At 35.1% G+C, this 15,245-nt stretch carries 13 protein-coding genes; all 13 read left to right on the top strand.

All coding sequences use genetic code 11. The features are described from left to right. Positions 1-2 precede the first annotated feature (2 nt). The 13 genes from QMO11_RS06950 (at position 3) to QMO11_RS06890 (ending at position 15,230) form a co-directional block, all read left to right on the top strand. Entirely contained in the window at positions 3-3,161 is a 3,159-nt protein-coding gene (locus QMO11_RS06950; RefSeq protein ID WP_282036629.1) for a toxin VasX, read from the top strand. A 23-nt stretch (positions 3,162-3,184) separates the two neighbouring features. Continuing rightward, the gene (locus QMO11_RS06945) at positions 3,185-4,231 is read left to right on the top strand and encodes a hypothetical protein (RefSeq protein WP_282036628.1); all 1,047 of its coding nucleotides are present in this window, start codon (positions 3,185-3,187) and stop codon (positions 4,229-4,231) included. Continuing rightward, positions 4,231-5,124: an RDD family protein gene (locus tag QMO11_RS06940; RefSeq protein ID WP_282036627.1), complete on the top strand. Its 894-nt coding sequence runs from the start codon at positions 4,231-4,233 to the stop codon at positions 5,122-5,124. The genes QMO11_RS06945 and QMO11_RS06940 overlap by 1 nt, the downstream gene beginning before the upstream one ends. 222 nt (positions 5,125-5,346) lie before the next feature. Further along, entirely contained in the window at positions 5,347-5,994 is a 648-nt protein-coding gene (locus QMO11_RS06935) for a hypothetical protein (protein WP_282036626.1), read from the top strand. A 170-nt stretch (positions 5,995-6,164) separates the two neighbouring features. Further along, positions 6,165-6,980 carry a hypothetical protein gene (locus QMO11_RS06930; RefSeq protein WP_282036625.1) on the top strand — a complete coding sequence of 272 codons (816 nt, stop codon included), beginning with the start codon at positions 6,165-6,167 and terminating at the stop codon, positions 6,978-6,980. Positions 6,981-7,200: 220 nt separating this feature from the next. Then, positions 7,201-7,899, top strand: coding sequence for an IS1 family transposase (locus QMO11_RS06925; RefSeq protein ID WP_282036624.1), 699 nt, complete (start codon positions 7,201-7,203; stop codon positions 7,897-7,899). Positions 7,900-7,940: 41 nt separating this feature from the next. Next, a complete protein-coding gene (locus QMO11_RS06920; RefSeq protein ID WP_282036623.1) occupies positions 7,941-8,678 on the top strand; it encodes a PAAR domain-containing protein in 738 nt (245 codons plus the stop codon). Between the two features lie 10 nt (positions 8,679-8,688). Continuing rightward, positions 8,689-10,344: a T6SS phospholipase effector Tle1-like catalytic domain-containing protein gene (locus tag QMO11_RS06915; RefSeq protein WP_282036622.1), complete on the top strand. Its 1,656-nt coding sequence runs from the start codon at positions 8,689-8,691 to the stop codon at positions 10,342-10,344. Between the two features lie 39 nt (positions 10,345-10,383). Next, positions 10,384-11,400, top strand: a complete 1,017-nt coding sequence (locus tag QMO11_RS06910; protein WP_282036621.1) for a DUF2931 family protein — start codon at positions 10,384-10,386, stop codon at positions 11,398-11,400. Between the two features lie 5 nt (positions 11,401-11,405). After that, a complete protein-coding gene (locus QMO11_RS06905) occupies positions 11,406-12,440 on the top strand; it encodes a DUF2931 family protein (protein ID WP_282036620.1) in 1,035 nt (344 codons plus the stop codon). A gap of 31 nt (positions 12,441-12,471) precedes the next feature. Continuing rightward, positions 12,472-13,482: a DUF2931 family protein gene (locus QMO11_RS06900; RefSeq protein ID WP_282036619.1), complete on the top strand. Its 1,011-nt coding sequence runs from the start codon at positions 12,472-12,474 to the stop codon at positions 13,480-13,482. Between the two features lie 31 nt (positions 13,483-13,513). Further along, a complete protein-coding gene (locus tag QMO11_RS06895) occupies positions 13,514-14,236 on the top strand; it encodes a hypothetical protein (protein WP_282036618.1) in 723 nt (240 codons plus the stop codon). Positions 14,237-14,243: 7 nt separating this feature from the next. Then, entirely contained in the window at positions 14,244-15,230 is a 987-nt protein-coding gene (locus QMO11_RS06890) for a hypothetical protein (RefSeq protein WP_282036617.1), read from the top strand. Positions 15,231-15,245: the final 15 nt, after the last annotated feature.

The following is a 15,245-nucleotide window of genomic DNA, read 5'->3' as shown; positions in this document are numbered from 1 at the left end:
TTATGGACGAAATTAACGATTTAGCAGAATGTGTTGTAACAGCCAATTATGCAGAGGCAGAAGCAAAAGGCGATAAACTGATTATAAAGCCAACAACTATAAGTCTTAACTTTAACCGCTATATAATAGCAAAAAATACTAGAAAAAACTTCTTCAGTTGGCCTATAAGAGAAGAGGCAACTAATTATGAACCACAAGGAGCTCCTAGCATAGATGGGTATACTTATAAAGCTACTCAGGTCAGAGAAGGTTATATTTATATTCATTTTGAGAATAAACCTGATTTATTTAAAGAGTTTAAAGTAAGCCTAAACGGTGAAATAAGTAATATCTTATCCGATTTATCTGAGGATGTTCGAACCAATGTTGAGTCAAGGTCTGTTAAATATTATAGCATAAAAAATACCGATATTGTTTGGGTGGCCTATTCTGAATTTCAATGGAGCGCAAAATATATCCAGGAAATTAGAAGCAAACAAGATGTTCGTGAAAAGCGTATGCAAAAGTTTGACGCTAGCGAATGGATAGAAAATAATACAGCTACAGATGCTTATTCGGTTGATAATATTGATGGTTATTTCCCATTAGAAGACTATGATGAGGCCCCTAGGAAACTTGACGAAGAACGGTGGAGCTCTGGATCGATAGAGGATAATATTAAATCTGGTCAAATACAATGGTGGAAAACTTATTTTGACAATGTGGAAGTTAATGAGGAAGTCCCCGATGAACGAGCTGAGGTGTTTTTCTGTTTGCATGATCCTATTGGATGTGCAAATGATATAGGAGAGGATTTAGAGCATCATCATATTTACTTGGAATCAATTGTTGAGTCATTACAGTATGGAATTAATGTAGAAGATGTATATAAGGTTAAACTTGCGAATAAAGAGTTATATGAAATATTTAATTTAAGCGACACTGTTCATCTGCAAGTTAATGCTCTTTATAACACTGCTCTTACTATATATCAGCTAGTATATGATGACAAAAAAATGACTAGTGATTATGATGGTGGGGATATTGGGTTTTGGAATTTTGAAACTAAAGGTAATGGTATTAACAAAGAAAAGGTATTAAATGTATTAGGGTTTGAGGAACGAAAAAAGCAAAGGGAATTAATTAAAGAATCCCGTGAGGCTTTTGGGAAATTATTATTATCAGATTATTATAAAAATATCTATCGCGATATTGATATTACGGTATCACAATGTGTATTGGATGGTAAATGTAACTTGACGGAACATATGTCTTTATTGGCAATGGTACCTCATACAAATGATAAGCATTTAGAATTACCATCTACATACAGTAATTATATAAATCCATGGAGTGGTTTTTTTAAAGATACTTCTGAAGTTGATGATAGTAAACCATTAAATAGATTGTTAGATGCCGAAATTGAAATAACACAATTGTACAGTCCAGTTGTAGATGTTGCCAATAAGCTTGGAGGTATAACCAGAAACTTAGTTGGTTCTTATGCAGAACAAACTATTAGCGAATTAGTAGAAAAGACGAAAACTGTTACGAGAACAATCGAGAAAACAAAACTTGTTACGGTTCAAGAAACAAAGCTTGTTTCGTCATCAAAGGATATGTGTTTTAGGAGATTGATGAAGCATAAGGTGTATGGGCAGCAGGTTTTAGATTTACAGAGTAGAGAAGTTCAAAAGATTGCATCTGAATTTGAAAATGAAGTTATCGATTATAGTAGAATTGAATCTGGTAAATATAGAGGTAAGAAGCCTATTAATCGATTTGTTATTTCTGATGAGGTTGTATTAAAACAAAAGCTTAGAGGAAAAAATATAGTCCAGATACCTACACAAAAAGAAGTAGTGAATACTTACCAGAAAACAGAGAAGTATTTGGCAGAAATCCAAGAAAGCTTCAAATATAATGATGTTGAAGTTCGATCTCGCTATTCAAATGCGGATTTAGCACAGAATTTATTTGATAGTAAGGTTTTTACAGGAAGCTTGGCTGTATTGCAGGTATTTAATGTTATAAATGCATATGCTAGTATTGAGAAGGGACAGTATAAAACAGTATTAAATGCTGTCGGAATTAGCGCTGAGTTAGCAGAAGCTAGTATGTACTTTATGAAATCAAGAGCTATGATAAATGGGGCTGCAGAGACGACAATTAATAATTTATCAAAAAAAGCATTACGTTTTGGTAGGGCAGGTGGTGTTGCTACAGTACTTGTATGTGCTTGGGATGCGATAAATAGCAGTAGTGTTAATGATAATGATTCAATGCTAGCCTGGGCTGGAGCTAGTGGTGCTTGGGCAGTTTTTATGTTTTGGGGAGGAACTGGTTTAGGATTTACACCACCAGGATTGATTGTTGGAGGAGTAGCAATGGGCTTAACAGCTTTGGCCTATTATTTAAAGGATACACCTTTAGAAGCATTCTTTAAAAATAATGTTTTAAGTGATGCTTATTCTTTTGAATTAAGGAGTAATGAGAAAAGTTGGGAGTATAATATAAGGCTATACAACGATAGAAGTACTCTTATAAAGAAAACGAAAGCTAATTTTTGGGGGGCTGATGCATATGGAAAATGGCAAGATTTAAGTGTCGCATATCAGGATTTTATTGATATATTAATTTGTCCACAGGTTAAGTTTTCAGTCCTTGAAAAAAGCAAAGCCAATACAATTCATCCTTGGACAACTACAAATAGTGTGACAATTAGAACATCTAATATATTGTCATACAGAGCAGAAATATGCTTTAGACAGTTTTTAACGAATAAGGATCAGTTGAAATATGAAATATTTTATTATCCAAATGGAGTGGGTCTTGGTGAGTGTATTGATATCGTTCCTCAGGAAATAAAGTGTGAGGTAATTAAATCTAAAAAGAGCGATTTTGTTCCTAGAGTTATACTTGATTTTAAAATAGACCCTCTGTTGTTAAATAAAAACAATATAAATTCGCAGTTACTTTTTATATGTAGATTAGATATCGGAGGTGGTAACTTTTATCCATTTTCGGTTAAGGATACAGAACGATATATAGGCGCAAAATTTACTACATTTGAACAAGAAACTGAAGTGAAAAGAGGTTTTGCATCCTTGTTGAATTCTAAATCGAGTGAATTTCAATCTTCGATTAAAATTGATACAAAATCAGAACTCGTTAAAGGATGATGGTTATAATCTAATAAGATGCAATGATGGGTAATAAATGCTTGGTTAAAATTGAAAAGCATAAAAGATTAGGAATTAGGTTTTTAAGGCTGGAAATAAACGATACGAAAGTTGAGATTAATCAAGCTGATGTTACATCCTCTAATAAAACAATTTATTACCATGCAGATGAGAAACAACTTGTCAAGATAGAAGATCTAGATCGGTGGTTTTCATCTTGGATGTTGTTCGTTTTTACACTATTCTTTTTATACTTCTGTTGGGGTGATAAAATGGGATTGTTAGGATTAGTTTTACCAAGTGCTATCTTAACAATATTATTATTGGTTTGGGCTATTTTTAAACCAGAACAGCGTATTATTTTTAATAGAGATGAGGGAACAATTACATATCCAGGTTTTTTATGGTCGAAACCAATATATATTAGATTTGATGATGTGGCTGCCAATATATCAAATTCAGGTAAGGTTTCAGTTTTAAAGCTTTATCACCCAAGTTTGTTTACCTACCGTTCAATTATTACAGCTACTTCTAACTTGGTGTCTCAATGGTCATATTTTGTTTGGTATATGGATAAAAATCGCCCTTTACCACCCGGTGATGCTTTTGATCCTTATAGAGATGCTGACTTTGAGCGCCGCAGAGCAGAAGGTTTTCCGATGCCTAAATATATTTCCATTATTGAAACACCCGAAGCTACAAAAAGACAGCAGTTAGAACGAAATCAATATTGGGAGGAGAAAAGTAGGTATGATAGTGGGAAAAGAACATTAGAGATCATTAAAAAACACCATCCTCATAAACCATATAGTGATGAGGTTAAAAAAAATGTGAAACACCTAGAGCCTAATGTTGAGCTTTTTGATATCGATATACACACTGATTGGGAGCGAATTCGTTGCATTGATGAGGATAATAAAACAATTATGACGAATACTTTTTTTAGATTTCATATGAATACAGGGCTTACTATTTTGGTAAAAAGTGACTTTGAAGGATATATTTACCATCCTCCTAAAGGAAGCTATTCGAAGATTGAGATTTCAGAAAAAGAAAATATTGAAAACTAATGAATAAGAGAAAAATTGCATATGTATTAATAATAGCTGGTGTGGTAGGTATAATAAGTAGTCTTCTTGGCTTTTTATTCAGTATTGTAGATAATAAAATTATTTTGTATCTATGGCGAGGATTCGATTTTTTTGCGCCGAATATAATGCCTACAGCTTTTTCTAAAGATCTTTCCTTTTTATGGTTTCTATCAGAAAATGGGTATGTGTTTGATGTAATAGGCATCTTTTTATGTGTGGTATTGCTCTCAGGTGGTATACAATACGTGAAATCTGATTATCAGAAGAAAAGTATACTTCTCTTTGTACTTTCTATAGTATTATTCGAAAAGGTCCTACTAATTGCTAATTCGATTTTTAGCCTCCCATCATTTATATCAAATAATGAGGAATTTAGTGTTATGGTAACAATACAGCTAACTCATATGATTTTGTGGGCCATTATTTCATTTTTCTTGATCAAGAAACTTAATGTTGGTATTAAAGTCTTGCTTATAAAACCAAGAAGGGTTGATAAGTACAAACGTTTTATCCATTTCGTGGTGGATTCTATCATCTACACACTGTTTGCTTCTAGCCAATTAGGTCTTTCATTTAGGGAAAATATTGATGGTTCGGTGTTTAATTTATTCGTATTAATTGGTTTAGGGATGATGTACTATTTTGTGTTCGAACTTGTTTTAGGTAGTACTCCTGGTAAATATTTGACAGGGTCAAAAGTTATACTCAATGATCAATCACCTTTGAAATCTGTAAATATTCTTATTCGTACAATTTCAAGGTATATCCCATTTGAACTTTTATTTGCTTTGTTTCAAACTGCACCATGGCATGATAATATTTCAGGCACTAGTGTAGTGGATCTAAAGTATAAGTTTGAAAATGGAAAATAAAGTGCAAATAGAGATAAGTATCAGTCGATTAGTACAGAAGAAGTGTTTAATGCGGAAATCTGGGAAGAATAATGGAATATTTATCAAAAGTAATATATCAAAAACCAAGACTAAATAGAACGTTCGTTTATAGCAAGTAAATATAATGACGTACTTGAGGCCAATGATAAGTTTTATAGGGAAAATAAAAGTTTAAAAGGATGGATATCTTGATCTATTGGCTTGTCATTAATTTTTATTGGACTAGTTTTAATACTAATATTCAATGATTATAATAAAGGTACTTTTATTGTTATTACAGTGACAGCTTGGCTTCCTGGTATTATTGCCATAGTCTATGGCTTTGTTGCACCGAAAAAAACGTTAGTTTTTAATCGTTTAAAAGGAATAATTACCGTAGCTCCCCGATTTCAAAAAGAATTTGATATCCCGTTTGAAACAGGTGTTGGTATCAGGGCTTTTACACATCGTGACACAGGAGGTGTTGATCAGCACCTTTCATTTTCAGTTAGCAAGGAGAAGAAAAGAAAAGGAGGGATTATTTCTATGGTTAAAGTTGATGATTCATGGGCATTTATGGTTTGGTATATGGATAGAAACCGTCCTTTACCACCTGGCGAGGCATTAGACCCATACCGTCAAAAAGATTACGAACGTCGCAAAGCAGAAGGCTTTCTTGAGCCTTTGCACCCTTCGTATATTGAAACGCCAGAGCATTTTACCGATGAGTATAAGTTAATGAACGAAAAAAATAGAACTATACCAGGGCGTTACAAACATTGTTTGAATGATAATTATGAAGAGAAAGTAAAAGCTTATGAAGAAAGGAAGAAGAGGAATTGTCAAAAAAACATTGGGCTTATCAAATAATAGTTAAAGTATTTAAGTTTCTTAAATCTTTGTAAACCGTAAATATTTGCCAAAATAATATTAGTATAATGAAACGAGCATGTAAAATTTAATTATCCAATTTCACACACAGGGGGATGATTAAATTTTCTTGGTAGTTCCATATGGAAAATGAAAGTAAATATAAAAATATGAAATATTTTATTTTAATAGTTCTTGTTGCTTTTACTTGTAGTAGTTGTTCTCAGGTAAGAAAAACAGATTTAGCGATTCTAGATTTGAAAGGAAATGTATCTTCTATAAACGAACTACATTATAAGTTTGTTTATGATGGAAAGGTAATTTCGAAAGAGAAAAAATATGATTGGGGTGTTAATGAAATACAAAAACTAAGTTATCAGGCTAATTTCAATAAGTCAGGATTTTATAATTTGTTGATTAACCATTATGACTCGATACGTATTGATACTGTCATTTATAAATACAATGATAAAGGTTTTCTCGAATATCTTTTTTCATATGATACAACTCAAATAAAGTGTAACAAATACGGCAATGTTGAAGAAACTATCTTGAAGGATGGCTCCGTTAGTATCTCAAAATATAATTCGGAGGGTAATTTAACTAACAGCAAGTTTGTATTTGACGGGAAGGTGCAAAGTGAACGTAGACGAAAATATAAAAAGGGTTTGCTTATAGAAGATTGTTACTATGGTGCAGCAGGAGCTATGGTAAGTATGGAAAAGCTTGAGCACAATGTGTCCAAGCATAAGCTAACCACAACATACTATTCATCAGCTAAGGAAGTTATTAGTATAGGTTTGGCCGAAAATGACACAATAAACAATCCAGTACTCGTAGTTTATAAAGATAATTCAAACAACGAATATGCTAGGGAGACTTTTAAATACGAGTATGACGAACATGGTAATTGGATTATAAGAATGTCATTTGTGAATGGGAAAGCTGCTTTGTTAACTGAGAGGGTAATCGAATATTATGAGTAAAGAATGGAGAAGTAGTTGCAGAGAGGTAGTGAAATAATTCTGATTATGAATTATAGTCGATCAATAAAAATAAAGGAAAAGGGTAATGTATCAAAAGTGTTGTTTTTCCTTTTGGGGTCGTTTAATGTGTTGAAAATCAGAGTTGGTTTGTGGTAGTTGAATATTAATAAAAGCTAAGCCATAGTAAAATAAGTACTTTTATGCTCTAAAAACGCCTAATATGGTATTATCTAGCCCCTCATGTATCAAAAGTGTTGGTGGAATAAAAATATGCAATTATTGTAGTGGTACTTTGATAAAACATGGTCACTCAACTAATCGTAAATCCCGCTACAAGTGCACTAAATGCAACAAAACACAAGTTGAGAGTTATAGCAATAATGCTTGCAGTGAGTCAATCAACAACAATCTTGTAAAACTATTGAAGGAAGGTGTTGGCATTCGAGGTTTGTCACGTTTACTTCAAATATCAACCAACACGGTAATAAACAGGATAAAGAGTATAGCAAAGCAAGCGCATGAACCCATGTTGGCAATAGGTAAGAAGTATGAGGTAGATGAGTTGTGTACCTTTGTGCAAAACAAAGAAAATCGTATGTGGGTTACCATTGCAATAAGGTGCGATACACGGCAAGTAGTCCGTTTTTCGGTAGGCAAACGCACCAAAGCAACATTAAGCAGAGTAACTGATAGTCTGCTTATATCAAAAGCAACAACAATTTTCACTGATGGGCTAAAGCAATACAAAACCCTTATTGATAAGTCTGTTCATAGCACAAAATTAAGAAGCACTAACCATATTGAGCGTTTAAACCTCACATTACGAACTCACCTAAAACGTTTGTGCCGAAGGAGCATTTGTTATTCAAAGCAAAGAGTAATGTTGAGTAGTGTATTAAAAATTTACTTTTGGGTGTAATAGATACTGTAACAAAAATTATTTAACTAATAAACTAAATTATGCCAGGACCAGCAGCAACTCTAGGAAGCATGCACGTTTGCCCCATGCTTAACCCCGGAACACCTCCACCACCGCATGTGGGCGGGCCGGTATCAGGACCGGGAGTACCAACCGTATTAATTGGCGGAAAGCCCGCCGCAGTAATGGGCGATATGTGCACCTGTGCAGGACCACCCGACACCATTGCAATGGGCGAAGCCACAGTACTTATTGGTGGCAAACCTGCCGCAACCATGGGTAGTACTACAGCACATGGCGGATCAATAACCGTTGGCGAACCCACCGTTTTAATAGGCACAGGTGGCAGTGGTGCCACGGCAGTACAAGCATTAAGCAAAATACCATTTCCTGAAATTACTCCGCTTTTGCGCACGGTGGCAGCAGTTACTGGCCGAGGTAGTCAGCTTAAAGAAGCCGAAACCAATCAGGCTACTTTACGCCAACAAGCAGAGGAGTATGTGCCCGAGCCAAGAATACTAAGTGTTGAGATTATTGATGATGAGACTGAAGAGCAGCTAAAAGAAAATGATATGGTAGAAACCATAACAGTAAAAGCAGTAACACAAGGTATACCTAATGGCGATTCTATTTCTTTTAATTTAAAACGGATTAAAATAAAAGACAACGAAGGAAATAAACAGGAAGATGAGGAAGTAGTTAGCTTAACAGGTACGGTTAATAATGATGAGGCTATAGTGGAATACGAAATTCCGAATTATAATAACCTTAGCGAATAAAATTTGTAGTATGAAATCTGATTCAAACCATGGTTATATTGAGGCACGCGCAGAATATAATAGTAGTGCTGATGGTATTAATAGTAATAAAGTAAGAATATTAGATAATAGCGACGAAGTAGAAGTTCGTGTAAGTATGTTTTTTGATGGCACGGGTAATAATATGTATAATATAGATGCCCATAAAGAGAATGATAAAAGAATAAAAGGTGACGAATACGATTCATCAAAAGCATGGGCCGGAAGGTTAAATGTAATATTTAACGACAGTTTTAAAAGTGAATACTCAAACGTAGCCAGGTTGTTTACCAATTACGAAAAGAAAGAAAGTTCAGCCCAAATAGTAACAGCAGAATACGTTGAGGGTATTGGAACTAAAAAACATTTACCTGATCGTTATGTTTCACAAGGTATAGGTTCATATACAAGGGGGATAACCGATAAAGTTACCGACGGATGTAATCAAGTAGCGGATAAGATTAATAATTTAATAGGATTTTCTATTATTAAATCACTTACATTTGATGTATTTGGTTTTAGCCGTGGTGCCGCTGCTGCACGGCAGTTTATTTACGAAATAAATAAACCTGCAATTACAAAAATGGTACAAACAGGGCCTCGTTCATTTCACGAAGTGGCAACGCCAGCCCGTGGTGACTTGGGTAAGGCATTTGAGGAAAAGGGAATTGTTTACAATGGCGAAATTAAGGTACAATTTGCTGGTTTGTTCGATACAGTTCCTTCGTATAAGGGAATGTCAAAAATTGTTATGGATGAGGTTACCAAAGCCCAAGATGTATTGCACCTAACAGCTTTGGACGAACGAAGAGCCAACTTTTCGCTAGTTAATATAGCAAGCAAAGGTTTGCAATACGAAAAGGAGTTGCCGGGGGTTCACTCTGATGTAGGTGGCGGATATTTACCCGAAGAAGAAGAAGATAAAAAGGTGTTTTATCAAACACGATTACGTTCTGCCGAAAAAGAAATAGAATATTTGTTAGAAGACAGCTGGTATAAAGACAGATCGTGCTTAAGGATAGATAAATCTAGCATGGGAACGTATTTAATAGGAAAAAAGTTGGTTAACTACCATTATAGTTTTATTCCGTTGCAAATAATGAGGAAAAAGGCTGTGGAGGAGCCCAATGAGATTAAGTTTATGGTGGATTTAAAAACAAAGTATGCTCCTCCTGAAGATTTAGAAGTAACTCATAAGCGCTTAGAGGATTATGTGTTTAAAAAAGGAATTCAGCCCATGAGGTATCATCCAGTACAAGAGTTGATAAGCGAAATAAAAAGCAAGTTTTCTAGTAACGAAATAGATACACTACTTGATAAAATGCATTCACGATCAGGTACCCCAGATTCGGGTTACAAAAATTATATTAGGGGAATGGTGCCCCAAAAATGGAGTACTATAATTGAGCGTGCATTTAACCAATTTATGAATGAAAATTTGCATGAAGATGATTTTGAACAACATCCTGATTTGCAACAAAAAATTAAGGATCGCAACCAGTTAAAAAACTTGCGTTTAAATTACTTCCATACTTCGCACCTATGTAAACCAACCGACGAAGTATATGATTATTTTAACCCTTATAAAACAAGTGTACGCGATGCTCCATCTCGAGAGATTATAAACGATTACGAATACAGAAAATAAGCAATGGAAAAAATAATCAGATACCTAATAATAATAGCTATGTCGTTAAACTTACTGTCGTGCCTATCAGGGCAAAACAAAGCCGAAATAAAATGGCGTTTAGGAATAAATGCCCCCAAATACTACCCTATAACAATTGCAAGCGGAAGTTTGTCAAATGGGCGTAAATCCGCTCCGCTTACTACGCAGGCTAGGGTTAACGATGGTTGGGGGCAAGGTGGTTTAGAAATGAGCACCTCTTATTTTATACCCAATAAATTGACGGTAAAGTGGTTTTCTTACGCCGAAGATAAGTTTTTTGGTGGCTCGTTTAAATTGCCCGAAGATACCTTGCGTACTTTGATGAAGCAGGGTTATTTAAAAGATAAGCGTATTTTGCTAGGATACGCTTATTTATATGTAAATATGTATCCCCAAGGGGGAGTTGCCCTATGGGCAAAAGCACCGGGAAGAAGAGCTGTCGAAATTGCTCACTTCCAAGCCGAAGAAATAGATTACGATTGGAAAAGCATGTACCCTTCTTCAATGCAAACAACAAGGGCAGAATACAAGGCCATGGTTATGGCAGATACCCCAGGGGCAGAAGCATATATTGCAAAGCATGGTTTTAGTCAAGAGCCTTTTAAAACGGTATATAGGCAACGTTACAATTATACCATAGCCATTGAAAGTATACCATTTAGCCAAACAGAATTTATACAATTTGAATCATTTAATGGCGAAATGGATAGCATGGAGGATGAAGAGTTGGAAAGCAACTTTTTTAAAACCAAGGCGGTGCCAAAAAAGATCTTCTTTAGATGGCGAGAAGATATGGTAGTTTATTTTGGTGATATAATTTTTAATGAAGAAGAAATATTTAAAGCCTTTACCACTATAAGCAGTGAGTGTGGAAAAGAGCCTTTTGTATTGTATTTAAAGCCTGATTTTTCAACTGGCAAGCTAGGTGTTTGTTTGCGAGGATACAACGAAGAAACGGGCGACCCTGTAGAAGTACAAATAGAAAAAGCAGGCCGTATAGGCAAATCATCAATGCAACCATATTTAAACGAGTAATTGTAATGATACGATTCGTGTTTTACCTACTTATGGCACTCAATATATTCGCATGCAAGGCTCCACAGAATAAAGAACAAACAATTAAACTTGATTGGCAACCAGGAGTTAATGCCCCCAAACACTATCCTATTAGAACGGTTTTTGGTTCATTTTCTAATGGCGAAAGAACTTGTGGGATAACTACAGGCGTAAGACGAAATGGCGGTTGGGGCTTGGGTGGTAAAGAGATGACTACCGGGCGTTTTGTACCCAATAAATTAACCCTTGGGTGGTTTTCGTATGCCGAAGATAAGTTTTATAAAGGCGAATTTGACCTTCCTGCCGATACTATGGAAGCTCTATTTAAGCAAGGTTTTATAAAGCGAGGAGGAACTCACTCTCGCTATAATCGACTAATTGTCAATGCGTATCCTAAGGGGGGGGTGGCCTTATGGATGAAAGTAGGAGGCAATAGAATAGTTGAGGTTGCCCATTTTCAAGGCGAAGAAATGGAGTACAATTGGAAATCAATGTACCCATATGCAACAGATACCAGAGAAGAGCTTAATGATTTTGTAATGAAGCAAGCCAAAGGCTCTCTAGAATATATAGCGCAGCATGGCATTACGCAAGAGCCCTTTAAAACTATTTTTAGGCAGCGTTATAACTATACTATTTCTTTAGACAGTGTTCCGCATAATAAAACAATACATATAATGACGGAGTTCTTTAATGGTGAGATGGATACAATGCTTGGTGATGAACTAGAGCATAACTTCTTTAAAAACAAAGCAGTAACAAAATATATTTCTTTTCGATGGGTAAAAGATAAAGTAGTCTACTATGGTAAAATATATTTCGATGCCAAAGAAATGTACGATTTATTTGATAAAATGAGTACCGAATGCCCCGACGAGCCTTATGTAATGCACTTAAAACCTGACTATAGCACCCGTAAGTTAACAGTTACTTTAAGCAGTAGTACCCAAGAAATTGAAATACAACGTACCGGAAAAATAGGTAAATCTAGTAGCCAAAAGGAGGCTGAGTTATTTTAGTATGATAACTAAAGGCTTAATTTACCTACTTATGGCACTCAATATATTCGCATGCAATGCTTCTCAAAAAAAAGAACAAGCAATTAAACTTGATTGGCAACCAGGAGTTAATGCCCCCAAACACTATCCTATTAGAACGGTTTTTGGTTCATTTTCTAATGGCGAAAGAACTTGTGGGATAACTACAGGCATTTGTCAAAATGGAGGCTGGGGCTTGGGTGGTAAAGAGATGACTACCGGGCGTTTTGTACCCAATAAACTAACTCTTGGTTGGTTTTCACATGCCGAAGATAAGTTTTATAAAGGCGAGTTTAATTTGCCTGCCGATACCTTGGAAGCCCTATTTAAGCAAGGTTTTATAGGGAGAGAAGGAACTCACTTTCGATACAACTACTTCATTGTAAATGCTTATCCTAAGGGGGGGGTAGCCTTATGGATGCAAGTAGGAGGCGATAGAATAGTTGAAATAGCCCATTTTCAAGGCGAAGAAATGGAGTACAATTGGAAGTCAATGTACCCTTATATGACAAAATACTCTAGGGAGGAATACAATCAGGTTATTATGGAAAGAGCCAAAGGCTCACTAGAATATATAGCGCAGCATGGCATCACACAAGAACCCTTTAAAACTATTTTTAGGCAGCGTTATAACTATACTATTTCTTTAGACAGTGTTCCGCATAATAAAACAATACATATAATGACGGAGTTCTTTAATGGTGAGATGGATACAATGCTTGGTGATGAGTTAGAGCATAACTTCTTTAAAAACAAAGCAGTAACAAAATATATTTCTTTTCGATGGGTAAAAGATAAAGTAGTCTACTATGGACAAATATATTTCGATGCCAAAGAAATGTACGATTTATTTGATAAAATGAGCACAGAATGCCCCGACGAGCCTTATGTAATGCACTTAAAGCCTAATTACGATACCCGTAAGTTAACAGTTACTTTAAGCAGTAGTACCCAAGAAATTGAAATACAACGTACCGGAAAAATAGGTAAATCTAGTAGCCAAAAGGAGGCTGAGTTATTTTAGTATGATAGCTAAAGGCTTAATTTATTTACTTATGGCACTTAACTTACTATCGTGCCTATCAGGGCAAAATAAAGCCGAAATAAAATGGCGTTTAGGAATAAATGCCCCCAAATACTACCCAATGAGGGTTGCAAGCGGAAGTTTGTCAAATGGGCGCAAATCCACTCCCCTTACAACTCGGGCTAATGTTAGAGATGGTTGGGGGCAAAGTGGAGTAAGTATTACCCCTACTAAATTAATTAATAAAAAAACATGGAAAGAAGGATGGTATTCAAAACCTGATTTTATTACAACTGGTTATATTAAAAAAATGGAGGTAGGTATCAGTTTTAGGCAGTTCTTAAAAACAAAAGAACAATTAGCTTACAAATTTTATTTCTTTAAAGATGGCCTTAAGGGCGAGGGGGAAGAAATTACTGATGATATTTCCCCTGTACTTGGTATCGAAAATGGAACTGAAAAAACACCACCTAAAATTAATATAAACGTTGAAATTCCTAAAGAGTATACCGATCAATATACCAATAATAGTATATTGATGATTGTTAGTGCGCTATCAATAGGAGAGGGAGAGTTCTATCCTACAAGTTATAGTGATGAAACTAGACTATTGGGGAGTTATGTTAGCGTATTGCATACAGAAACTGAGAAGGTAAGGCGATGGGGACGATCTACTGAAGTGTCATTACCCCAAAGTAAAATGGCAATAGAGCCATTAAATAAGTTATTATCCGGCGAAGGTTGGAAAAATTAAAATGATTATGTTTAAAAGACTGAGGGCACAGATAAAAGGTATTTTTGATGCAAAACTTCCTTTTGAAATATTAGAAGAATTTAGCCTTTTTGAGCAAAAATATTTGGAAGAAAAAGGGACTTTATTTCCTACTGTTAATAATAATAAGGTTGTCTATGATTTAAAAATAAAAAATAATGCAAAAATAGCTTTAATAATGGCAATAGTTTTTTTTGTCTGTATGATAACTCTTGGTTTTGTAACAGATGAAGGTTTTATTCATCCTGTCCCTCTTGTATTGATACCCCTTACCTTTCTTATTATATTGTATTATATACATGAAATATATATTAATAGGCATGAGGTTATAATTTTAGATAGAGAGAATGGTTTAATCACATTCCCTGTTGGCTTGCGGCAGAATAAAGTGTATACTAGTCCTTTTAATAAAATTAAAATACATTGGTATGGAACCGGTGGGGCTACAGGTAATTTAGATATGAAATTGGTGGCTAACCATCCCGATAAAAAAGGAGGTACATTCTTAGAAGGATTAGATAGGAACTACCGTAAGTTATGGTCCTTTTATGTATGGTATATGGATAAGAATCGACCTTTACCTCCAGGTAGTGCTTTTGATCCATACCGAGAAGCGGATTATGAACGCCGCAAAGCAGAAGGTTTTCCAAAGCCCTTATATCGCAGTCATATTCCAACCCACGAGGCTACTCCCGAACAGCAAGCAGAAAGAGATAGGCACTGGAAAGATCAATTGGAGGAATTTACACGAGAGCCAGAGTCCGTAATGTATGACCCTGAAATACATAAAAACTGGACAGAGATTAGATATGTAAAGCAAAATAAGGAGCCCTTTGCCAATATTTTTTGGCGTTACGAATTTGAGAATGGTGATATCATTTACATGAAGACCGATGGAAATGGGAGCGGTCATGAACCACCAGAAACAGAAAAATATACTACAAGAATGATGGATCTTTTTGAATCCATATTTTAACTATTAATGATTATA

Origin of the sequence: Saccharicrinis aurantiacus (genome assembly GCF_947489045.1) — a bacterium.
GTDB lineage: Bacteria > Bacteroidota > Bacteroidia > Bacteroidales > Marinilabiliaceae > Saccharicrinis > Saccharicrinis aurantiacus.
The sequence above is the reverse complement of the archived record's forward strand: the minus strand, read 5'-3'. Positions and strand labels throughout refer to the sequence as shown.